The following is a 23519-nucleotide window of genomic DNA, read 5'->3' as shown; positions in this document are numbered from 1 at the left end:
AAAGAGCGGATAATAAATTACCATTCACAATTTAAAGTTAGGTGTTAAATTAGAATTATTGAATATTGTAACAACTCTTGCGTTAAGAGAGTAAGTGAGGCTTCTACCTGATTAGAATATTTTTGAAAGTGTATACTGATTGTTTTTTAAATAAATTATTTTTCCGGGTTCTTCTACTGATAAGTTTGTGTAGTGCTGGGGCACTGGTCGGCTGCGAACGCCACCGGGCGCCGCATAAAATTGTGGTATTTAAAGCACCGGTAGTCTTGCCCGAAGATACCATTAAATACCCCAATGCCTTAATTACCACCTTAAACCGGCGCAATACCTGGGTCGATTCGGTGTTTAACCGCCTGACGCCGGCCGAGCGAATTGCCCAATTAATGATTGTAGAAGCTTTCCCGAACAATGGTAAAAAGAATGAAGAAGATGTGCTGAACCTTATTCGGCGTTACAAAGTAGGGGGCATTATTTTTTTCCAGGGCGGGCCGGTACGCCAGGCTAAACTCACGAATAAATTTCAGGCCGCTTCTAAAGTACCTTTGCTCATTAGCATGGATGCGGAGTCGGGGGTAGGAATGCGCATGGATAGCGCCATGCAATATCCGTTGCCCATGTTGCTGGGCGCCATTAATAACGATAGCCTGATTTACCGCATGGGCACCGAAATTGCCTATGAGTTTAAGCGACTGGGTATGCATTTAAATTTCGCCCCGGTGGTGGATATTAATAACAACCCGAATAATCCGGTTATTAGTTACCGGTCGTTCGGCGAAAATAAAAAAGATGTTACTTCTAAAAGCCTGGCGTATATGCTGGGTATGCAGGAGCACGGCATTATTGCCACAGCCAAGCACTTCCCAGGTCACGGCGATACCGATGTAGATTCGCATCTGGATTTGCCGGTAATTAATTATGGCCGCGAACGGTTGGATACCTTGGAATTATATCCTTTCAGAGCTTTGATTAGGAGCGGAGTTGGCGGCATCATGGTAGCCCACATGCATCTGCCCCAACTCGATTCATCCGTTCAAAATATTCCTACTACTTTATCGCGCCCGGTTGTTACCAATTTACTAAAGCGTGAGCTCGATTTTTCTGGATTGATTATTACCGATGCCATGGTAATGAAGGGCGTTACCAAATATTTTAAATCGGGCGAAGCCGAAGTAATGGCACTGGTAGCGGGTAACGATATTCTGGAGCGCCTGGTGAGCGTGCCCGTAGCGATAAAAGCGATCCAGGCCGCTATCCGGGAAGGCAAAATCAGTCAGGCTGAACTAGACCGGCGCTGTAAAAAGGTACTGGCGGCTAAATATTGGGTTGGTCTGAACCGGTATAAACCGGTGCCGCTGCAAAACATTTACCAGGATTTACATACCTCACGGGCACACGAAACCAACCGGCGTTTAGCCGAAGGCGCTATTACCATGCTGCACAACAAGCGCAATATTTTACCGCTGCAGAAACCTAAGCGCAAAAAGCAAAAAATTGCGGTAATGGCTGTAGGAGCTGCGCGGCCAACTTTTTTCCAGCGTAAAATGGCCGAACGGGCTCCAATTGAAGCCTTCTGGCTGCCGCGCCGCAGTACTAAAAAGAACAGGGATTTATTGCTGAAGAAACTCAAGAAACACAGTCAGGTAGTTATCGCTATTTACGGCCCCAGCATCCGGCCCAGCAACCATTTAGGCCTATCCAAAGAAGAGAGAGATTTGGTAGATCAGCTCATCCGGGATAAACGGGCAATTGTAACTTTATTTGACAATGCCTATACGCTTAACCAGTTTTCAGATATGGCTAAAACCAATGGCCTGATTGTGGGTTACCAGCAACTACCGGCAGTGCAGGAGGCGGCAGCCCGGCTTATTTTTGGCGAGATAAAGCCCAATGGTAAACTGCCGGTAACAGTAAGCGACCATTTTAAATACGGCGACGGATTATAATAGAAAGCGTATAAAAAAGGAAAGCCCGCTGGTACCAGCGGGCTTTCTTATATAATCAGAAACGTAATACTAGTGTTGAGCGTCGTGTGCTTCTTCTTTTACTTCGGCGCCAGCTTCGTTAACGGCATCGGTAGTAGCATCAACTGCTTGGTCGGTGTTGGCCTCTAAAGAGTCTCCGGTAGCTTCGGCATCTGCTTCTATGGCATCGCCGGCATTTTCAGTAGCATTCTCCGTATTCTTGGTTTCGCAAGACGCAAAAGTGAAAGTTGCAACCAGTGCTATAAAAGAAAATCTTACTAATTTTTTCATCTTTTTTGGGTTTGTTTTTCCTTTATACCAGAAATAAGAAAAAGTAACCCGCGATTTTAGAAAATTTTAAATTTCTTTTCATACCTGACCATGGCTATAACTTTTGTGCCATTCTTGCCTGGTTTCACCAGCAGCCGGTATTTAGCCCCTTAAAAAGCCAATCGGTTAAATAAAAGCGCGTAAATTAATCGCGTTATTCTTCGTTTACTTCCTGTCTTATTTCATCACGGGCATTGCGGGCACCCTCTTTTATTTCGTCACCGGCTTTTTCGAGTTTGTCGCCGGCTTTTCTAGCCGCCTCTTTGGTTTCATCAGCCGCTTCTTCCAGGTTTTCTTCTATCTCTTCGCCAGCATTTTCCAAATCTCTTTCCACGGCATCACCGGTATTTTCGGCAGCCCGCTTAGTATTGCTATCGCAGGCAGCAAAGGCAAAAGTTGCCATAAAAGCAAAGAATGATATTTTAGTTAGCTTTTTCATAGTTTTAAATTATAAATAAGGTTTATACGGTGAAAGCCGATTATTTCCTATCTTTTTCAATTTTTTAACTTAAAATGATAACCCGTTGGCTGATAAACAGCATTTATACAGATTTGTTTTTTTATTTTAGCCCGGGAGTTTAACGCTATTCAGTTGCAGTGGAATTTAGGTGGATGCTACTACTTTTATATAATTGATTTAGCAACCGGTACCTTCAAAAACTGATTCTTGATGCTATCAACCCCAAATTTGTTATGAGTTTAAGTAACCTTAACCGTCGTCGTTTTATTAAAACCAGCCTTGGCTTCAGTGCGGCCTTGTTTTTAAATATACCGGCTACCGCCGAAATCCTGCGAAAGCCGAGTGCGAAAAAGTTGCCCCGTTGGCGCGGCTTTAACCTGCTCGAAAAATTTAACGGCGCTAATAACCAGCCTTTCCAGGAAGCCGATTTCCAAATGATGGCCGACTGGGGTTTCGATTTTGCCCGTTTACCTATGTCGTACCATTGCTGGGCCAGGCCCGATAACTGGCTGCAACTAAACGAAAGCGTGCTGCAGGAGGTAGACCAGGCAGTTGCCTACGGCGACAAACATAAAGTGCATGTAAACCTGAATTTACATCGCATACCCGGCTACTGTGTAAATCCGCCGGCGGAACCGCTTAACTTGTGGCAGGATGAGAAGGCCCTGGACGCCGCGGCTTTTCACTGGCAGCACTTGGCTAAACGTTACAAAGGCATCTCCAATAAAAAAGTAAGTTTCGATTTAATAAACGAGCCGGCCAATGTAGCCGAAGCCGATTATGTACGGGTAGTTACCCGGTTAGTGGAGGCCATCCGTGCAGCAGATCCCAAACGCCTGATTATTGCCGATGGCATGCAGTATGGTACCAAGCCGGTTTTTAGTTTAGTGCCGTTGAAAGTGGGGCAAAGTACCCGTGGCTATGGTCCGTTCCAGCTTACCCATTACAAGGCCTCCTGGGCCGCTGGATCTGATACCTGGCCGGTGCCCGCCTGGCCTTACCAGCAAGGAGCCAACAATATCTGGGACAAAGCCCGGCTAAAAAATGAAACCTACGCTCCCTGGAAAAAGCTAGCTGGTCAAGGTGCCGGCGTACACGTAGGGGAGTGGGGTGCTTACAATAAAACGCCGCACGCAGTGGCTTTGGCTTGGATGAAAGACAACCTGGAAATTTATAAAGAAAATGGCTGGGGCTGGTCGTTGTGGAATTTACGAGGCGCTTTTGGGGTGCTTGATAGTGCGCGTGCCGATGTAACTTACGAAGATTACCAGGGCCACCAGCTGGACCGGCAGATGCTGGATTTACTGCGGGCTTATTAAAAGAATAAGCCCGCACCGATTTTACATAGCGGTGCGGGCTTTAGCCTTGGTTATTTCGGGAGTTAATTTTTACCGGAGCAATTCTCTGTAACTAAACTAACCCTTTCAGTTTGGCCCACTGCACGGCAATTAAAGTTTTGGCATCGTTGAATATTTTATCTTTTAATTCGGCTTTGGTTATCTCTATCAATTTAATATTCTCGTTTTCGCCTTCGGCGCCGCCACCTTCGCCTATTTTGTGGCTTACTTCGGCGTAATACACGTGCAGCTTTTCGGCAAAAGCTCCCGGCGAGGGATAAAAATTAATAATTGATTCGAGTTTATCTACCGCATAGCCCGCTTCTTCTTCTATTTCCCGAATCATGGCCTCTTCGGGGCTTTCGCCTTCTTTATCCAGCAGGCCGGCTACTAATTCCAGCATATCCTGGTTTACCGCCGGCCGGAATTGCTTTACAAAAATAAATTTATCTTTTCGGGTGTCATAAAGCAAAGCCGCTACGGCATTACCGGTTACAAAAACTTCCCGATCAAAGGTTTCGCCATTGTCTTCGTAAGTTATTTTGTAGAGCTTAAAGAAGCCATCGTATACGGTTTGTTTATTTATTTCTTTCATAAAATATTGGCAGATTTTAAAATAAGTAGCGTTCTATACGCAGAAAGCCAGCTTATAGCCAGCTTTCTTATAAAAGTAAACAGGTTAAACATGACGACTAAAACTTAATAAAATAAATTGAGGCGGGTATCATGACGGCTATCGGTTGTGGGTAGAGTTAGCGTAGCGCTCTACCCTTTTTCAGGTACGCCAATCTCTGATTGGCGTATCTTCAAAAGTAAACCATGTACAACTATGTCTGATTCTGGCTTTAGTGCTCCTTTGTCGCAAGCCAAAGTTATTACGCATCAAAATGCTGGCTGTTCCAGATTATTTAATACGCCAATCAGAGATTGGTTTTCCGTAAAGTGCGTAGAGCGCTGCGCTAACTCTACCCACAACAGAGAGCAACAATTTAACCATCTAACAAATCAGCTATTCAACAATCCAATCAAAACTCAACTCGGTAATTTAATACGGGTATCAGGCCGCTCATGGTAGCTGTTTTAATGGTTTCGGTTTCCAGGTCGAAATATTGGCTGTACACATTCAGGCGGTTGGTGGCGTTCTGCAAATCCAGCGATAAAATATAGGAAGCCTTGGGTTTGTTTTTGCGGTAGCTTACCCGAATATCGGTCCGGAAATAATCAGCGGCTTGCAAGGTGTTGCGCTTGTCCTGCACATAAACGGCTTTGTTTTGTTCGCGCGATTTTTCTAAATCTACGGGGGTATACCGGTTGCCACCGGCCCAGTTTAACCGGAAGTTTACGCCAATTAAATTTGCTTTCTGGTTACCAACTTTAAATTCCTTACCAACCAAGGCATTTAACAAATGCTGACCATTAAACCGGGTATCAAATTCCTGGCCGTTGCTGGCTGTGTATTTTGAGTTATAAAGTGAACCGGTTATTAAAAAATAATAATTTTTGGTAAAGAATTTTTCCAAGGTCATTTCCACCCCGTAGTTTTTGCCACTGCCGGTATTAATTAATGAGTCAATCGTAAATCCATCCGTTGCGTTTAACGCTGATTCAGTATTGGTTTGGTCGGCCCAAACCGGTACATTGTATAAACTTTGGTAATAACTTTCTACTTTCAGGCGCAGGTCTTCACGCAATTGGTTATCGTAAGATATTACATAATGCTTGGCTTTGGTAAACCCAAGTTCTTTGTTCGGGTAACTAAGCTGGCCGTTAGACAATGGCTTTTCGGCAAAGTACAGGTTCATCGATTCATGGCGGCTGTGCACCCCAAACCCGGCACCCAGTGTTTGGGTAGGCGAGAAGTTCCATTTCAGACCCGAACGTGGTTCTACCGAAGTGTTACCGTTTAAAGCCAGTGAGATAGCGTGCAAACCCGTATTCAAGGTCCATTTTTCGGCTAGGCGATATTTCCACTGACCATAAGCTTGCCACAAGCCGGTGCGGCCATCGTTGCTTACGTAGCGCTGCAAATCATGCTCGTCGTTGTTGGTTCCTTCGGAGAATAAATCGAAACCCAGGTTGCTGTAAATAATGCCGGTGCGTAGCGTATGACGGGCATTAAATTTCTGGTTGTACAATATTGATGCCCGGCCGGTAATATTATTAAACTGGTGGCGGTAAATCAGGTTAGGATTATATTCAGCGCTGAGCGAGTCCTGGCGATATTCGTTGCGGCTGCCCGAAAACGTAATAGCCGATTCTAAGTAAGCATTATTGGGTAGGAAATAAGTATGCGAAATACCGGTGGCGGCCATACTGGAAATAAATTTATCGTCGTAATTATCCCAACGGTTTTGCCATTTGGTTACATCGCGCTCGGCTTCTATGTTTTGCTGGCTGTGCCCGCCAATGCCCCACACCGAAAATACCCCGGCTTTGGTAGTAGGCAAGTGCAGTTTATAAGAGAAATCCTGGAAATCGAGGGTCCCATCGCCGGCAATATTTACGCCTAATTTATTTAAAACAGCTAAAGTAGAATAGCGGTAATTAACCAGGTAAGAACCCTTGTACCCAGCTTTAAACGGGCCTTCAGCGGCAAAATCCAAACCCAGTACACCGGCTTGCACGGCATATTCCCGTTTTTCGTTGTTACCGCGCCGGAGATTAATATCAAACACCCCCGATAAAGCATTGCCGTACTCCGCCGGGAAAGCGCCAGTGTAGAAATCAGAATTATCGAGCATGTTTACGCTCAAAATGCTGATACCGCCGCCGGAAGCACCTTCTTCGCCGAAATGGTTCGGGTTAGGAACTTCTACACCTTCAATGCGCCACAATACGCCGCGCGGCGAGTTGCCCCGTACCACAATTTCGTTGCTGGTATCGTCGGTGCTGCCTACGCCGGCGTACGATTGCGCGGCCCGGGCCGGGTCGTTAATGCTGGCGGCATAGCGTTTGGTTTCTTCTACCGAAATAGAACGGGCACTTAAGGTAGCCATTTCGTTTATGGGTACGCCTTTTTCCTGTTCAGCCGTAATCACAACTTCGTTCATTTGCCGGATAGACTCGATTAGGCCAATATTTAACACCAGTTCTTTGCCGGAACCCAATAATAATTCGGGTAGCACCTGCTCTTCGTAGCCTAGATAATTAATTTTAAGCGTATGGCGGCCTACCGGAACGCGCTCTATTTTAAAGTAACCGTCGCTGTCGGTAATGGTGCCTTTTAAGGGTTTGGTAGAGGTAATAGCAATAGAAGCGCCAATGAGCGGCTCCTGCGATTCTTTGTCGAGTACCCGGCCGCGGATAGTTTGGGTAAGGGTTTGGGCATGGGCCTGCAACTCTAAAAAGCCAAACAGACATATTAATAAATATAGATATATAAAACGTTTTTTCTGAAACATGATAATAAATGGTTTTAGGTTTTGGTTGGTGTGCACCGGCAACTACTTAAACTTTGCCAAATGCACCTGATTGCTGCTTTTATAGAAGTTCTAAACCCATGAATGCCGGATTTTAAAAGATGAATGCCGAATATAGGGTGTTGAGTGACTGGTAATATTTAGAAATTAGGGCCTCTTGCAAAAGTTAGAAAGTAACTTTTGTACTGGAACCGGACGGGCAACGTGTACGATTACCGGACAAATGCCGCAGGCAGTTCTTTACTTTTGCATAGTCGAGGCCCAAGTAGCGGAGCGGTGGTTAGGTTGCCGCTGTGCTCTTTTTTGCTGGCGTGAATATTCTTTTTGGGAGATTTCCCAGCCTCGCTGGTAATCCTGTGCAATGGTTACGGAAGTGATATTTTGTTTCATAGTTGTAGTTTTTAGGCAATAAGGGTCCGGAGTGGCTGAAAAGCCGCTTTAAAATATTTAGCTTAAAGAAATTGGTAAGTGCCGGGTAGGGCGGAGGATTAGAACCGCAGACCGGCGTTAAAGCCAATCCACATTTTTACATTGGTTATACCAGCGGTGTGATCGTAAATTGTTTTAGAAACCAGGCCGGAACCTATTTTATCGGAACCCGGCGCCTCGTACTGCGATACCATTACATTATATGTAGGGCCACCAAATAAGGCCAGGTGCTTGGCCAGTTGCAGGGTACCTAATAAGCGGAATTTATTTAGCAGGTTTAGTTGATCAGCTTCTAAAAAACCATCCGGAAAATTCTCGTAGCTTTCTTCAATTACGTTATAAGAAATAAGGTCGGTATTTAATTTAAGTAATTTAGAAATTGGCCATTCCGCGCCAAACCCAAAGCCGTAGGCCCATCTTTTCTCGTTTTCGAGTTCGGCTGCTAACGCTATCATGGAGTAGAATTTCTGCACGCCTAGTTTGTAGGTAAAGTTGGCATCAAAGTCATCGGCCATGTAAAACTCCGCTCTCTTGTAACCGCCATGCTTTACAAAATTAAATATTCCAATAGGTACGCCCGAGATGCTATCAGCAATGTTGAAAACGCCAATCTGGGTACCTTTTACATTACCAGCAATATTCATAAAGCCAGCCATTTGCGTACCGTGTACGGTTTTCGCCCGGTTTAAAAATCCGGCACCCTGTACGCCTTTTACTTCCTGCGCCAGATTCATAAAGCCGGCAAATTGTCCACCTTTAACCTCGCCGTTGGCAATATTCATAAATCCCGCAAACTGGGCGCCTTTAACGGCACTACCCCCATTCCGGACGAAAGCCAAGTCCCGGTGCTCCGGTTTATTCTGCACAATATTCATGAACCCGCTGAACTGGGCGCCGTTTACGTAACTTTTCTGGATGCTGGCAAGGCCGGTAAAATCGGCAAATTCTAAACCTTTGGCGGTACCAATCAGCAAATGGGCCGATACCCGGTTTACGTACTGGTTAGCCTGCGGACCGTTGGTGCTTATGGGGTAAATAATACCAAAATGCGTCGGCTTTATTTCAGTAGTATCGGCGGGTAATTCTTCATTTTTCCGGTTCAACTTTATATTTTTCAGTTTTTCCAGAAAAGAAGGTTTTTGCTCGCCGGTAGTGGTTTCCAGTGTGGTTTCGGAAGTGGCGGTATTGTCGACGGTTAAAGTGGCGCTATTGTCGGTTGGTGCTGCTTGTTCCGCTGGCGTATTAGCCGGTGTAGTTTCGGTTTTCGGCTGGCTAGCCGAAGTATTACTTTTCGGTTCGGCCGTTGGCACTTGGCTGCTACTTGCTTTTACAGCTGGTTTGGGTTTGTTTTCGGGAGTAGCCGGCGGTAATTTTTGTAGGGTAGAGGCTTTAGGAGTACTTTTGGGAAAACCTTTTTTAATTATTACCTGACCATTGCTTTCGCGGTAACCCAAATCGGTATCCGACAGCAATACATCTAATACTTCGGCCAGCGGCTTCTCTTTAATTTCAACCGAATATTTCTTTTTTGCCGGCAAGGCGTTGTTCATGTACGAAAAGCGAAAAGGATAATTTTGCTCAATTTTTTGCAGTACCTGAGGCAGGGTAGCTTCCCGTACCTCAAGCGAAACCTTTTTTTGCAGGTTCTGCGCTAGGGCGTAGCCCGAAAGGAAAAGGCATAGAAATCCTGTTATGAAGAATTTTGTTCTCATTCTTAAATTTAATTAAATAATTTAAAGATTTTTTTAGAAGATTAGTCTTGGCAGCCCGGCCCTGAAATCAGGTATTGGGTTCCGTTTTGGGTGATGCTCAAATTGCCCGTTTCGGCTAGTATGGCTAGTACTTCTTTTAGCTCCGGATGCTGGAAAGAAGTTGTAAACCGGCAATTTTTTAAAGCCTCTTTTTTAATTTGAATTGAAATTCCAAAATAATTTTCGAGTTCATTAGCCAGGCTCTCCAGGCGGGTATCCCGAAATACCAGGCTCTTGGTTTTCCAGGCCTGAAAATTGGGGCTAGGAATGGGTTGTTTAACAGCTCGAACGGTTTTATCAGCTATTACTCCTTCCTGGCCCGGTTCCAGAAATACGGCATCGTCGGTGCTGGTTTTGGCAAAAGCTACTTTACCCGTTACTACCTGCACTTTTACCGGTTCTTTTGCATAGGCCCTTAAGTTAAAAGAAGTGCCTATTACTTCGGTTTTGGTACCGGCGGCAAAAATGGTAAACCGTTTGCCTTCTGCTTTAGCCACCTCAAAAAATGCTTCCCCTTTTAGCCGTACCGTCCGGTTTTCCTTCTGAAAATTGGTTGGGTACGAAAAAGTACTGTTTTTATTCAAGGCTACCTGGCTGCCATCGGCTAAATTAATGGTTTTGGTTTCATTCGGGCCAGTTCTAACTTCCGTCCAGCTTGTCTGCGCAGGCTGGTTGGTGTTTGCGGTCCAGTAAAGGCCGGCTACCAGTAATAATGCTACCGTGGCTGCCGCAACCCACATACTATAAGCCGGTTTTTTAACTGGTGAAGCTATGGTGCGGGCCTGCACCCGCACCTGAAATCGCTGCCAACCCTTTTCTACATCTGGTTCGTACGAGTCGGCCGGTAAGCCTGTGCGCGACCATACCTGCTCCGCCTTTCGGAATGCTTCTTCGTTTTCTTTTACCGAGGCCGTATTTTGCCGGACCCAGCTTTTTTCATCTTCCGAGGCATTCCCGCTGACGTAACTGGCTAGTTTTTCACAGAGTGTTTGCGGGTTGTTATTCATTTATAGCTGTAAAACCAATTTGGAGCCTTGCCTTACCGGCGGGTAATTTAAAGCAAATAAAAGAAAATTAATCGGCTTTTGTTACCCGGCCGCTGCCCGAAATAGAAGTATCTACAGTGGGGTTGCCGCGGTACTGCACATTACCTGAGCCACTGATTTTTGCCTTTAAATGGTTGGTTACCGTTAATTCGCACCGGCCGGAACCACTTACATTTACATCGGCGGTTTTGGTGGTCAGGCCGAAGGCTTTTATTTTACCGGAGCCCGAAATCTGAATAGCGAAATCGTTGGCATCGCCGTTCAGGTTAATATTAGCCGAACCAGATACTTGAGTTTTAATTTCATCGGCGCTTTTCAGGTTTAAATCAATAGTATTGCTGCCGGAAGCATCAATCTCAAAATCATTTACATCCCAATCGGTTAAGCCTCGTACGGTGTTAGAACCCGATACTTCAATTTCGGTTAGCTCCGGGGTGGTAATATAAATCCGGACGGGCTTATGCGCTTTTACCCGGTTGCGGTCGTATTTAATAATTAATTTATGATCTCTTACCTGGGTCGATAGTTCGTTCAGAATATTTTCCTGGCCTTCGAGTAAAATATCTTTAGCCGGACCCTGAGATAAATAAACTTCAAAATCGCCGCCCATGCTAATTTCATCAAAAGCACCTACCGGGCGAGTTAAGGAAATAGTGTCGCCTTTGCCGCGTAATGCTTCCTCATCGCAGGCAGTAAATAAAAAAGCGGGAGCGAGTAAAAAAAGAGCAGTAATGGTTTTTTGTGCGAAATAGCTTTTCATAGTTTTAAAGTTTTTCTGGTTGTTTTTTAATTAGGTCGATAATTTGTTTCAATGATAAAGCAGCGGGCCCTTGCTGTCTTCCTCTATAAAACAATTAAAGGCAAGCTTACCCTACCTTGGTATCAGAAAAAAAATAAAAAAATTTTAGAAGAGTTGGCTGAGTAGGAATAAAAGCAGCCCTACGAGGTATTCACGCAGGTTTTCGCGGAGGCGCTGCAAGGCAATGCCCATGTGTTTTTCCACAGATTTAATTGAAATTTCCAGCCGATCGGCAATTTCTTTGTAGCTTAATTCTTCGAAACGGCTAAGCGAAAACACCATTCGGGTTTTGGGCGGCAACGCTTCAATAGCGGCAAATACTTGGTTTTCGGTTTCGGCAAAATCTAAACTTTTTTCAGCCGTATCCTCATCCGGCACAACCTCCAGTACTGCTACATCGGTATTTTGCTTTTGCTTTTTCAGGAAATTGAGCGCGGTGTTATAGCAAGAACGATACAGATAGGACTGGATGGCCTCGTCCATCTTAAGTTGATCGCGTATTTCCCAAACTTTCAAGAAAACTTCCTGCACAATATCTTCGGCCAGGCTGTCATCGCGCAGAATGCGGTAAAGGCTTTTGCACAGGCCCGCGTAATACTGCCGGAAAAGCATTTCTACTTTTTCTTCCGGAGTATGGTGCTGGTACAGCGAGACCACTTTGCCGCCTGAACTTTCTACTTTCATGAAAAGAGTGCAAAACTTTCACAAAAGTATTTTAATTCTGGGTAATAATATAAAATTAGCGCGTGATATTAGGCCACAGGAAGCTAATAATCTTTACAAAGCAGGGTCGCCTTTTATAAAAAGGCTAAAACCGCTGCCCCTGCTGCGAAGGTTCCGGAAATATGGTGGTAGGAATTTTAGAATTGGCGGAGATAACAGCACCAGTAGCTACCTGAAACAAAAACCTAAATAGCTGCTTGTTTTAACCAGGCCAGGGCCAGGGCCTCATTATCGAAGAATTTCATTTCAAAATTGTTTATTTTGGTAGTCTGCTGGTAAATATTCTCCACCGCCATCTGGTTAAAAATATCCTCTGATATGAGCACGGCAAATTTACGCAAATAAGAAGCGGCCATAATCGGAATAATTTCCTGCGTAAACCAATCCTGATCGGCTTTGCGCACCGCTTTCATTTTGCGGTTATCGGTTAGCCAAAGCTGAGGCTTTTCTTCCTGAATTAACTTAACGCACTCCAGCACACTATTGCGGTGTTCATCGCCGCTGGCAAAACCCGTCCAGACGGGGTGCCCCAGGCTTTCGGCCGCGTGGTGGTACAGGGTGAGATAATTATTCTGGAAATAGATTACTGCCATTAACTCGGTATGCTATGCTTTTCTTCGAGCCACTGGGTAGCAGCTTTTTCGTTTTTAAAATATTGGTGGTCGAATTTAATAAGATCATTGGCCTTTACAAAAAGGTTTTCGATGGCCATGCGGTTAAAAATATCTTCGGAAACCAGCGTAGCCATTTTGCGCAGCGACGAAGCTACAATTTTGGGAATCATGTTGGCCTGTATCCATACCTGATCTTTCTGCCGGATAGCTTTCATTTTGCGGTTGTCGGCCAGCCAGTTAGTTGGTTTTTCTTCATCTAACAGTTGGTTACATTGCTCTATAGCATGGCGTAAGGTTTCGCCGCTTAAGAAACCATTCCATACAGCCCGCGCGGTTTTGTTCTGCCGGTTATAATACAGTGTCAGGTAATCCTCTTTAAAGTAAACTTCTTCCATAGTTTTTCGGCATTATGCGCTGGAACATCTGGTAATACAATAGCAGCCCGCTTTTAGATTATACTGGTTTAAGCCCGCTTGGTTTGCCCCGGTTTTCCATTATTTATAAACAGCAATATGTTGAAAACTAAGTTTGTTTATTTAATGGAAATAGCTTAATAGTATCAATATTTTAGACCCACTCTAATACAGCGTTAAGGTCTGATGTTTAACTATTTCTAAACTTTAACCGGGAATAATTGGTTGGTAATCAGTCAGCTACTTTAATGTATGCCTAACTATGGATGGGATCTGGCATAAAATAGGGCTCCGGTTTTTGCTTTTAAGTTTAAATTGCTGAGTGTAATATTAGTAAAAGAAAGTAATGTCTGATCGGGGAAGTCCTATGCGCTTCATTCCGAAAGGAGACCGGAAACAGGGGCAAGTGCAACAGAACTGTCCGGGCTTAAAACGGTTTTTTCAGCGGAATATTTCGGCGGGTAATAAGGGCAAAAGGAAAAATATTCCTGAGACTTAGCCCGGAACATAATAATCCAGATTCAAAAGAGTTTATTTAGATCATGGCGAACTTTAAAGAAAAATATTTTTTAAGGTCTATCCGGCGAAAAGTTATTGCGGCCTTTCTGATTGGGGCGGTAGCGCTGGGTTCGTTTTGGGTGGTAACGCGGCTTGGTTTCACCGAAATGCTGTATGCCGTTAAAGAAGTTTCAGCCCCCAACGAAAAGCTGCAAATTGTAAATAATCTTTTTCACCACGTTTCGCAACTCGATCAACTACAAAAGGTTAATGTCATCCGGAAACCGGCAAAGGCAAGTCAGGCGTTTAAGCAGGAGTCAGCATATTTAATTCAAACCATTGATTCGCTGCGGCAATTAAGCGCCGGCAATGCCTTGCAGTTGCAGCAACTCGATTCGATGCAGGCGATTCTGCGTTCCCGCGATAAATTATTGAAAAGTTACCTCGACCTCCGGGCAGATTTTGTACATAATGACGCACTGACAGCGCGGATTAATGCCATTTCAAAATTTATTGCGAGAAACAAACCCAAAGTAGACAGCAGTATTATTACCACCAACCAGAAAGTTACCACAACTACTGTTATTCCAACGGAACCCCAGATAGAAATTCATCGGAAACAGCCCTTTTTAAGTCGCTTATTTGGGGGGCGCAAAGGCGAAAAGTTGCCGCCGGCTCTGAAGTACGTGGAAGAAGAACTAAAAGTGCAGGTAGATACGCTTTCGGTGGCCCGGCAAGACAGCGCCTTGTGGCAGGTTGAAAAAATGATGCGCCGCATTGAGCGCGAACAGCACGCCCGCACCACCAAATTATTAAACCGGGAATTAGCTTTGGTAAATTCGGGCAATCAGTTGCACAAGCAATTACTGGTATTGCTGCACACCATCGAGGCCGAAGAAATAAAACAGGTAAAACAACATAACCGCCTGGCTACCGAAGCCATGAACGCCAGCATCGGCCGCATAAATATTATCTTAATTTGCTTTTTTGTGGGGGCGGCAGCACTAGTTTATTTTATATTTATTGATATTTCGCGCAGCCATAAATACCGTCGGCAGTTGCTTATTGCCAAAGAAGAAGCCGAAATAGCCCGCGAAGAAGCCGAGCAACTAGGCCGGGTAAAACAACGGTTCCTGGCCAATATGAGTCACGAAATTCGTACGCCGCTGCAAGCCATTCTGGGTTTTGCCGAGCAGGTGCGACACCAGCAGCAACCCGAACCGGCCGCTGTAGCCGCTATTTACCAATCATCGGAGCATTTGTTGCAGATTGTGAACGAAGTGCTCGATTACAGCCGGATTGTTTCGGATAAGTTTACGTTGGAGCAACAGCCTTTTTGTATGCAGCAACTAATAACCGAAGTAGTTGAAACTATGCGGCTGCCGGCCCAAAACAAGAATTTGCCCCTGCGTCTGGAGAGTGATTTGTCTGAAACCGGCATATTTATAGGCGATGCTTTCCGGCTGCGCCAGGTTTTGTATAACCTGTTGGGCAATGCGGTTAAATTTACCGCCACCGGCGAAGTAAAACTAATTATCCAGCATCAAAATATTGGCGAACATTGCGAGTTTAGTTTCGAAGTAAGAGATACGGGTATTGGTATTCCAGCGGCTGAAGTAGACCATATCTTTAATTCTTTCGAGCAAGCGAATGCTTCGGTGGCCCGCACACACGGCGGCACCGGTTTAGGGCTGAGTATTGTTAAAACCTTGATTCAACTGCAGGGCGGGAATATTTCCGTTGAAAGCCAGCCCGGTATTGGCTCCAGTTTCAGGTTTAACCTGACATATGCAATCGCTCAGCCCGAAGCTGCTGCGGAGCAAATGCAGTCGGGTTTACCGGCGCCAGGCAAACGCCAAGGTAAAATATTGGTGGTAGACGATGATACTTTTATTCTGCAATTATGCGAAGCTATTTTGCAAAAACACCAGTTAACTAATATTTGTACCTCCGATGCATTAGCCGTAGCTAACCAGACGTGGGACGAGGAGGTTAAGTTAGTATTGCTCGATATCCGGATGCCGCAATTAAACGGCCTGGAGCTATGCCAAACCCTACGGCAACGTATTGGTGCTAACGCTAAAATATACGCCTTAACCGCTCAGGCGCTGCCCGAAGAAAGGGATGCAATTCTGGCCCAGGGCTTTGACGGTATTTTAATGAAGCCGTTCCGGGAACAGGAATTATTAGCCTTGGCGCAACAACACTTACCAGCCGTAGAACTTAATTGTGCCGAAGCAACTAGTGATAACTTAACTAGACCGGATTTAGCCGGCTTGCTGCAAATGACCGGTGGCAACGAAGAACTATTGGATAAAATATTGCATCAGTTTATCCGGGATACTCAAGAAGATCTGGAAAGTTTAGACACTTATTTAGCAGCAGGTTTAGCTGAACCAGTAAGCGAAATTATTCATCGGCTGGCAGGCCGCACCGGACAAATGGGCGCTGTGGCGTTAGCAGCCCGTTTACGCGCCATTGAAGCAGCCTTAAACCAACAAGAACCTTTGGCCGGGCTACAGACCGAAATAATAGCTTTGCAGGTAGCCATTAAAGAGTTGGTAAAAAATATTAAAAGTAAATTAAATTCCCTGGAGGTTGCTTAAGTTTCTAATGTTCAGTGGGGCCAAATATGCTGGCTTTTTCTAGCGCGGAAGTTACTTTCATGCTCTGTTTACTACCCAAGTAAGGCACGGAAGTAACTTCCGCGCCATAGAGCGTATGGAGAAAAATAGTTGGTGAAAAATATTCAACGCAAAGTAAATTTCCTGGAGGCCGTTTAAAGCTTTAGGCCGGTATGTTGTACTTGGTTAACTTCAGGTAAAGCGTTTTCCGGTCGATGTTGAGCAAACGAGCTGCTTTCGATTTGTTGTATTTAACTTCCTGCAAGGTTTTTAAAATTAATTCCCGCTCGGTGGCTTCCTGCCGGGCTTTCAGGTCCGGGCCTTCTGGTTTAGGTGTTTCCTGTATGGCCAGTACCATCTCGTCGGGCAGGGTTTCTTTTCCGGCTGTTGCACCAGAGGTTAAAAGCACCGCCCGCCGTACCACATTCCGGAGTTCGCGCAAGTTGCCGGGCCAATGGTAGGACTGAAATATTGCCATTACTTCCGGCGCAAAAGCAGTTACTTGCCGGCCTAATTCCTGATTCGCCAAGTTGGTAAAATGCCGGACAAATTCTTCCAGATCGTTACCGCGGTCGCGGAGAGCCGGCACTTTAATTTTAAATTCGTTTAGCCGGTGGTATAAATCTTCCCGAAATGCGCCGTTTTTAACACTGCTTATTAAATCCTCATTAGTAGCCGTAATTACCCGCACATCAATATTTATTTGCTTATTGCTGCCCAAGGGTTGTATTACGCGTTCCTGCAAGGCACGTAAAAGCTTCACCTGAATTTCGTAGCTCAGGTTGCCTACTTCGTCCAGAAAAACAGTGCCGCCCTGCGCCGCTTCAAATAATCCTTGTTTATCGCTTAAAGCCCCGGTAAAAGCGCCTTTTACGTGGCCGAATAATTCGCTGTTAGCTAGTTCGCCCGAAATAGCGCCGCAATCGATGGCCACAAAAGGCGCTTCAGCGCGTTTACTCTGGCGGTGAATGGTAAGGGCGGCATACTCCTTACCGGTACCGCTTTCGCCTTGTATAATTACCGACATCTCGGTAGGGGCAACCAAACTGATAAAATCGTAAAGTTGTTTAGAAGCTTCGCTGTGGCCCTGAATTAGCAGAGGCGTTTTGTTTTCTTTGGCAGCGGGCGGCGTTTCCTTTTTGTTTAAGGCTTCCTGCACCACCATCAGCAGTTCGTCGGGGTTAACGGGTTTGGTAATATAATCGAAAGCCCCTAAACGCATGGCGCGTACGGCCGTTCCTACTTCCCGGAAGCTGGTCATCATGATAACGGGCAGCGGTAAAGCTTTGGCCTTAATGGCTTCCAGTATCTCAAAGCCGGTGCCGTCGGGTAGCCGGTAATCTATCAGCAATAATTGGTACGTCTGGTTAGATAAGGACTTAATGCCATCCTTTACCCGGTGCACTACTTCTACTGCGTAGCCCTGGTTCTTCAGGAAACCTTCCAGAATAAGCGAAAAAGTTAAGTCGTCTTCAACTAATAAGATTTTGGGCATGCCTGATAAAAATACGCTGATTACGTAAATGTAAAAGAAAAAGCCGGGGAATGCCCGGCTTTTTCTCTGTTTGGTAAAAAGGTTAAAGCAATTATTAAACGAATTTTTTCATAATTTTATTTGACCAGACAGTACTACAATAATCAGGTATAAGTGGTATTCAGGCAGAATACATTATACAAACTAAGCTAATTGTTAAAAGTTACTGGTGTTCTAGATTGATTTTTCGCTTTAACCTTAATTATCAGCGCGGATGCACTTTCGGTGCAAATTATTTATTTAACTGGTTTGCCTTCTTTATCCAGCTTAACGCTGCCGGTTTCATTATCTTTTTTCAGGTTGATGGCATAATATTCTTTTCCATCGGCACCTTTAACTAAAAACGCTTCGGTAGCAGTCCACGGTTTTAAGGTTGCACTGGCCAGGGTAGTTTTTACGCCGGCTGGTAATTCTTCTACCGTAACCGCTGTCTTAGTTTCTTCTGTAGCGGTAGTAGTGGTAGTGGTTGTTGTAGATTGGGTAGCGCCAGCGCCAGTTTGGGCAGCACCTTGAGTCCCGGTTTGAGTAGTGCCAGTGGCAGCAGGCGTTTGAGTTGATGGAGCAGTTTGGGCGTTAGCAGAAACCGCAGTGAACATAGCAAAAGCAAAGGCAGACAAAACAACTTTTTTCATAAGGGTATTTGTTTGTGATTTAATAGTGTTCATTGCCAGTTCTATATCCGATAGTCGTGCCAGAAATTTTTATTTTAGTTAAAATGCTTATTAACAATAAGTTATTGAATATTCAGGGAAGTTTGTATATTTTAGATGTGTGGAATTATTCTACAATGTGCGGAAGATAGGTGGTGGCCAATTCTACACTTTGGGGTAACAAGTAGCCGGTACTAAATATTGGTTTAACTAATTGCCCAAATAAAAAAAGCCCCTTATTATAAAGGAGCTTTTTTAAATATTTAGAATCTTATCAGTGGCTAATTTATTTAAACATGCCTTTCAGCTTAGCCAACTTCGCCTGAAAATCATCCATTGGTTCTTCTTCGCGTTTACTGTTGCCACCTTTTCTACCGCCGCCGTTTCCACGTTCACCACTTGGTTTACCGGCCGCATACGGGTCTGTTTTCATCGACAAAGCAATCCGCTTGCGAGCCACGTCTACTTCCAGCACCGTTACTTCCACTTTCTGGTGCACTTTCACCGCTTCGGCCGGGTTAGAGATAAATTTATCAGATAAGTGGCTCACGTGTACCAAACCATCCTGGTGCACTCCAATATCCACGAAAGCACCAAAAGCAGTAATATTGGTAACAATGCCGGGCAGTTTCATGCCGGGATGTAAATCTTTCATTTCGTTTACGCCTTCGGTAAAGCTAAACGCTTCGAAACCTTCGCGTGGGTCGCGGCCGGGTTTGGCTAACTCGCTCATGATGTCCTGTAGCGTGGGCAAACCTACTTCGGCGGTTACGTACTTTTTCAAGTCGAGCTTCTGGCGCAGTTCGGCGCTTTTCATCAGGTCGGTAACGGTGGCATTTAAATCGGCGGCCATTTTCTGCACCAGGTCGTAGCGTTCCGGGTGCACGGCGGAAGCATCCAACGGGTTTTTGGCATCGCGGATGCGTAAGAAACCGGCGGCTTGTTCAAAAGCTTTATCGCCTAAACGCGGTACTTTTTTCAGTTCCGAACGGCTACGGAATGGACCGTTTTGGTTACGGTATTCCACAATATTCTGGGCTAAGCTCGGACCTAAACCGGAAACGTAGGTTAATAATTGCTTGCTGGCGGTGTTTACTTCCACGCCCACGGCGTTAACCGAACTCATGACCACATCATCCAGACTGTGTTTTAAAGCGGTTTGGTCTACATCGTGCTGGTACTGGCCCACGCCAATGCTCTTCGGGTCAATTTTTACCAGTTCAGCCAGCGGGTCCATCAGGCGTCGGCCAATAGAAACAGCACCTCGTACGGTAACATCGTAATCCGGGAATTCTTCGCGGGCTACATCCGAAGCGGAATAAATAGAAGCACCACTTTCGTTTACCATTACCACGGCAATATTGGCCGGTAGGCCTAAGCCCCTTACAAAAGTTTCGGTTTCGCGACTGGCAGTTCCGTTACCAATGGCAATGGCTTCTACCTCAAATTTATTCGCTAAATATTTAACCGTAGAGGCGGCTTCTTGGGCCTGGCGGTTACCGGTGTGCGGGTACACGTTTTCGTTGTGCAGCAGCTTGCCTTGTTTATCCAGCACGACCAGTTTACAACCGGTTCTAAAGCCGGGGTCTAAAGCCAATACGGTTTTCTGACCCAGCGGCGCGGAAAGTAACAATTGGCGTAAATTATCGGCAAATACCCGAATGGCTTCTTCATCGGCGCGTTTTTTAGAACTCATGCGCACTTCGGTTTCCATGCTGAGTTTGAGCATGCGCTTGTAAGCATCTTTAGCGGCCAACCGTACTTGCTCGGCAGCCTCGTTATTGCCTTTCACGAACATGTTCTCCAATATTTCAATCGCGGCTTCTTCTTCAGGCTGCGCGTTCAGCATCAGAATCATTTCTTTTTCGCCGCGGCGCAACGCTAAAATCCGGTGCGAAGGTGCTTTTTCAATCGGCTCTTCCCACTCAAAATAATCTTTATATTTCTGGCCTTCTTCTTCTTTGCCCAGCATCACGCGGCTTTTAAACACGCCTTTTTTCTCGAACAAATTCCGCATCCGCGCCCGGGCATCCGGGTTTTCGTTTATCCACTCAGCAATAATGTCGCGGGCACCGGCCAACGCTTCTTCGGTGTCTTTAACTTCTTTCTCGGCACTAATATATTGGCTGGCTTCGGTGGTAACATCAAAGCGTTCCTGCTCAAAAATACGCGTCGCCAGCGGCTCCAGGCCTTTTTCGCGGGCAATGGTGGCTTTGGTCCGGCGTTTTGGTTTGTACGGCAGGTAAATATCTTCGAGCACAGCCATGGTTTCGGCGGCATTAATCTGCGCTTCCAGTTCCGGCGTTAGTTTGCCTTGGTCGTTTATCGATTTCAGGATAGACTCGCGGCGTTTATCCAGTTCGCGGAGTTGCTCCATGCGGTCGCGGATGGCGGCCACGGCCACCTCGTCTAAAGAGCCGGTTACTTCTTTCCGGTAGCGGGAAATAAACGGAACAGTAGCGCCCTCGTCTAATAACTGTACAGTGGCTTGTACTTGTTTAATACTGATACTTAGCTCAGTAGCAATTTTTAAGAAATGTTTCAGTAAGTCTTCCATGCAGCACGAATTTTCGGTACGATGTAGGGGTAAAATTACGGCTAAAATATCGGAAGTGAAAGTAAGGGGAGGTGTTGAAGTTATGGTTTGTTTTATTATGGGTTGTAGAATTTGAGACTTTAGGTGTTAATACCAACCATGGTGAAAACTAGGTTAATCCATATAATTTAACCGTAATATTCTTTTGAATGCTGGCGGATGTTCATAATGCATATTATATAAATCACGTAATATTTTTACTAAATGAATTTGTATAAAGGTAGCTTTAAATTTGGCCCACTCGTACTATTATTAATAATATTCCGTGTAAAAATTTAATTTAATAAATATCATTATGAAAAAGCATGGTCCATTTTTTATTCTAGTATTAATGTTTGTATCATTTCTCATGCTCTCTTGCGAAAAAGAAATGACAGAGAAAGAAAGCAGTTTACAACCAGCAGGGAACTTCAGCACCAACGAATTAAAAGCAGGGGAATCTAAGTATAATTTGGAAGTTGTCCTTAAAGGGGAAGGCGCAAGGAACGGGCATATTCAATTCCGGCAGAATCCAGACCTAGCAAAAGTTATAACACTTGACGTAAGGGTTCATCACCTTCTGCCCAACCATGAGTATCTTTTACAACGAGCCGTGGATCCGACTAATGTGGTTGATGGTAATTGTACCAGTACATCTTGGCTTACTTTAGGATATGGCTTAACTTCACAAACTATTCTGACTAATGATAAAGGTAATGGTTCGGAAGTATTGTGGCGGGACATCACAGCTATTCCATCAGGTGCTATGTTCGATATTCATTTTCGGGTTGTAGATGCGGTGAGTTTAGAAGTGGTGTTGACAAGTAATTGTTATCAGTACACGGTAAGGTAAATTTTATATAGACCTTAAATATTATTTGTTCTCGCACAATAGGGCGTGGAAGTACCTTCTGTGTCTAATTAAATATCTTGAAAAATTTTCTTGCAAGCTGCTTCTTTCTCTAAATATTTCCTAAAGTACATTGTTTTGTATTTTGAGATTTACTAATAAGTCACGGAAGCAACCTCCGCGCCATAGTTGAAGCTGGCGAAGTTTATCCGTGAATAACGATTTCCTCTTTCGTAAACTCAATTAAAGTATGCTTAGCTAAAAGCTCTATCAAGAAATCGAAATGCTTATCAAACAAAGCTAGTAATTCACTGTTTCGAATATTGCCTGTTTTAAGTAGTAAGAGTTTAGGTGGTTGGTTTTTCAGAAGATGGGATTCGAGGAAATCGGCTTCTTAAGAAATAACAATGCGCTGATATGCGATTGCCAATTCGGCAATAAAGCCGTCCTTGGTTTAATTTTTATCTGGCAAATCTAAAGTATGTAAGGCATCAAAACCTTTAGCCTTTATATATTCTGCTAATGTTTTAGGTAGTTGCGCATCTACAATAAACTTCACGAAGCGATGCGATAAATGCTTTTTACCTGGGTTAATTTAGCGGCATACTGAATACATGCTAAAAAATCTTCCCGCTCCAGATCCGGGTAATCTTCTAATAATTCTTCAATGGACATGCCGGAAGCTAGTAATTCCAGCATATTATCAACCGGATAGCGTAACCCCCTGATAGTTGGCTTGCCGTGGCATATTTCCGGGTCAATGGTTATGCGATCTAAAAGGGTTTGTGCCATAGTATATTCTTAATTTTCAAAGTTAATAAACCTCCTTATATATAATATGTAAGATCAGCTTTCCCAAAACGGTTAAATAAAACCTCATTAACGAATATATATCTGATTTTCTCTAATCTTCTCACCAACTAATACTCCTCACCAACTAATATAGGTACGCTCCATTAGCTTCTTAGGGACAAGTTAAATTAAAATAAGTTGACCATCGATTTATTGTCAAAAACTTCAACAATAAATCGATGGTCAAAAGTAATTGTGAAATTACAAGGGGAGTATCTAATTCTTCTCCACAAAATCTTTTAAGAGGTTACCAATAATATCGGTCCAGCCGGCAACAAAGTTTTCTCTGGCGAACATAGGGCCGTAGCCAGCAATTTTTTCTAAGCCTTCGTGGGTGAGTTTTAAGCGGGTTTGATTGCCTTCCGGAAATAATTCGAAAGTAACAAAGGTTTCTTCGGGTTGGCCTTCGTACTGCCAGGTGTGGGTTAGTTTCTGGCCCGGTATAACTTCGGTTATCCGGCAGATGTGCAGGAATTGGTTTTCGTCGTCGCCGCCGTAAAACCGGAACTCAAACCCGACTTCGGGCTTAAACGCCTCCAGGTCGAAGTACCATTGTTTCATCTTGTCTTTGTCCGTAATGGCTTCCCAAACGGCTTGTACCGGGGCGTTGTAGGTGCGTTCGATTACAAAAGGTTGCTGTTGCATAGTTTTATA

General features: G+C 44.6%; 20 protein-coding genes and 1 pseudogene. 4 read left to right on the top strand and 17 right to left on the bottom strand.

The features are described from left to right. Window positions 1-128 precede the first annotated feature (128 nt). Window positions 129-1943, top strand: coding sequence for a glycoside hydrolase family 3 protein (locus AAE02nite_RS09815; RefSeq protein ID WP_246150927.1), 1815 nt, complete (start codon window positions 129-131; stop codon window positions 1941-1943). 69 nt (window positions 1944-2012) lie between these two features. Here AAE02nite_RS09815 and AAE02nite_RS09810 read toward each other — a convergent pair whose 3' ends face one another. Together AAE02nite_RS09810 and AAE02nite_RS09805 are read right to left on the bottom strand one after the other, a co-directional pair. Next, window positions 2013-2252: an entericidin EcnAB gene (locus tag AAE02nite_RS09810; RefSeq protein WP_146897548.1), complete on the bottom strand. Its 240-nt coding sequence runs from the start codon at window positions 2250-2252 to the stop codon at window positions 2013-2015. A gap of 193 nt (window positions 2253-2445) precedes the next feature. Next, on the bottom strand, window positions 2446-2730 hold the full coding sequence (locus AAE02nite_RS09805) for a hypothetical protein (protein WP_146897547.1): 285 nt from the start codon (window positions 2728-2730) through the stop codon (window positions 2446-2448). Window positions 2731-2984: 254 nt separating this feature from the next. Between AAE02nite_RS09805 and AAE02nite_RS09800 the strand changes: the two genes are divergently transcribed. Next, window positions 2985-4070, top strand: coding sequence for a glycoside hydrolase family 5 protein (locus AAE02nite_RS09800; RefSeq protein WP_146897546.1), 1086 nt, complete (start codon window positions 2985-2987; stop codon window positions 4068-4070). A gap of 91 nt (window positions 4071-4161) precedes the next feature. Here the strand turns inward: AAE02nite_RS09800 and AAE02nite_RS09795 are convergent, their stop codons facing one another. From AAE02nite_RS09795 to AAE02nite_RS09760, 9 genes are all read right to left on the bottom strand, one after another. Further along, window positions 4162-4683, bottom strand: a complete 522-nt coding sequence (locus tag AAE02nite_RS09795) for an NUDIX domain-containing protein (protein WP_146897545.1) — start codon at window positions 4681-4683, stop codon at window positions 4162-4164. A 430-nt stretch (window positions 4684-5113) separates the two neighbouring features. After that, window positions 5114-7489 (bottom strand): TonB-dependent receptor, encoded by a 2376-nt coding sequence (locus AAE02nite_RS09790; RefSeq protein ID WP_146897544.1) that lies wholly within the window; start codon window positions 7487-7489, stop codon window positions 5114-5116. A gap of 258 nt (window positions 7490-7747) precedes the next feature. After that, entirely contained in the window at window positions 7748-7897 is a 150-nt protein-coding gene (locus AAE02nite_RS26275) for a hypothetical protein (RefSeq protein ID WP_170252568.1), read from the bottom strand. Window positions 7898-7995: 98 nt separating this feature from the next. Beyond that, a complete protein-coding gene (locus AAE02nite_RS09785; protein WP_146897543.1) occupies window positions 7996-9648 on the bottom strand; it encodes a FecR domain-containing protein in 1653 nt (550 codons plus the stop codon). Between the two features lie 41 nt (window positions 9649-9689). Continuing rightward, window positions 9690-10694, bottom strand: a complete 1005-nt coding sequence (locus tag AAE02nite_RS09780) for a FecR family protein (RefSeq protein ID WP_146897542.1) — start codon at window positions 10692-10694, stop codon at window positions 9690-9692. A gap of 67 nt (window positions 10695-10761) precedes the next feature. After that, window positions 10762-11493, bottom strand: a complete 732-nt coding sequence (locus AAE02nite_RS09775; protein WP_146897541.1) for a head GIN domain-containing protein — start codon at window positions 11491-11493, stop codon at window positions 10762-10764. 144 nt (window positions 11494-11637) lie between these two features. After that, window positions 11638-12216, bottom strand: a complete 579-nt coding sequence (locus tag AAE02nite_RS09770) for an RNA polymerase sigma-70 factor (protein WP_146897540.1) — start codon at window positions 12214-12216, stop codon at window positions 11638-11640. 224 nt (window positions 12217-12440) lie between these two features. Continuing rightward, window positions 12441-12848: a DUF7793 family protein gene (locus AAE02nite_RS09765; RefSeq protein ID WP_146897539.1), complete on the bottom strand. Its 408-nt coding sequence runs from the start codon at window positions 12846-12848 to the stop codon at window positions 12441-12443. Beyond that, window positions 12848-13264: an STAS/SEC14 domain-containing protein gene (locus tag AAE02nite_RS09760; RefSeq protein ID WP_146897538.1), complete on the bottom strand. Its 417-nt coding sequence runs from the start codon at window positions 13262-13264 to the stop codon at window positions 12848-12850. The genes AAE02nite_RS09765 and AAE02nite_RS09760 overlap by 1 nt, the downstream gene beginning before the upstream one ends. A gap of 560 nt (window positions 13265-13824) precedes the next feature. Between AAE02nite_RS09760 and AAE02nite_RS09755 the strand changes: the two genes are divergently transcribed. After that, the gene (locus AAE02nite_RS09755; protein ID WP_146897537.1) at window positions 13825-16386 is read left to right on the top strand and encodes a hybrid sensor histidine kinase/response regulator; all 2562 of its coding nucleotides are present in this window, start codon (window positions 13825-13827) and stop codon (window positions 16384-16386) included. A gap of 181 nt (window positions 16387-16567) precedes the next feature. Here the strand turns inward: AAE02nite_RS09755 and AAE02nite_RS09750 are convergent, their stop codons facing one another. The 3 genes from AAE02nite_RS09750 to AAE02nite_RS09740 form a co-directional block, all read right to left on the bottom strand. Next, window positions 16568-17899, bottom strand: a complete 1332-nt coding sequence (locus AAE02nite_RS09750; RefSeq protein ID WP_146897536.1) for a sigma-54-dependent transcriptional regulator — start codon at window positions 17897-17899, stop codon at window positions 16568-16570. Window positions 17900-18174: 275 nt separating this feature from the next. Next, window positions 18175-18570 carry a hypothetical protein gene (locus AAE02nite_RS09745; protein WP_146897535.1) on the bottom strand — a complete coding sequence of 132 codons (396 nt, stop codon included), beginning with the start codon at window positions 18568-18570 and terminating at the stop codon, window positions 18175-18177. Between the two features lie 304 nt (window positions 18571-18874). Further along, window positions 18875-21145, bottom strand: coding sequence for a Tex family protein (locus tag AAE02nite_RS09740; protein WP_146897534.1), 2271 nt, complete (start codon window positions 21143-21145; stop codon window positions 18875-18877). Window positions 21146-21479: 334 nt separating this feature from the next. Here AAE02nite_RS09740 and AAE02nite_RS09735 point away from each other — a divergent pair, with 334 nt between their 5' ends. After that, window positions 21480-22016 carry a hypothetical protein gene (locus tag AAE02nite_RS09735; protein WP_146897533.1) on the top strand — a complete coding sequence of 179 codons (537 nt, stop codon included), beginning with the start codon at window positions 21480-21482 and terminating at the stop codon, window positions 22014-22016. A 202-nt stretch (window positions 22017-22218) separates the two neighbouring features. Here AAE02nite_RS09735 and AAE02nite_RS27015 read toward each other — a convergent pair. The 3 genes and pseudogenes from AAE02nite_RS27015 to AAE02nite_RS09725 form a co-directional block, all read right to left on the bottom strand. Beyond that, window positions 22219-22392, bottom strand: a pseudogene (locus tag AAE02nite_RS27015) (DUF5615 family PIN-like protein); the annotation flags it as partial. A 176-nt stretch (window positions 22393-22568) separates the two neighbouring features. Beyond that, window positions 22569-22805, bottom strand: a complete 237-nt coding sequence (locus AAE02nite_RS09730; protein ID WP_146897532.1) for a DUF433 domain-containing protein — start codon at window positions 22803-22805, stop codon at window positions 22569-22571. A gap of 276 nt (window positions 22806-23081) precedes the next feature. Beyond that, window positions 23082-23510, bottom strand: a complete 429-nt coding sequence (locus AAE02nite_RS09725) for an SRPBCC family protein (protein ID WP_146897531.1) — start codon at window positions 23508-23510, stop codon at window positions 23082-23084. Window positions 23511-23519: the final 9 nt, after the last annotated feature.

The organism is Adhaeribacter aerolatus (assembly GCF_007991635.1).
GTDB lineage: Bacteria > Bacteroidota > Bacteroidia > Cytophagales > Hymenobacteraceae > Adhaeribacter > Adhaeribacter aerolatus.
This window is presented reverse-complemented; position numbering and strand designations above follow the sequence as displayed.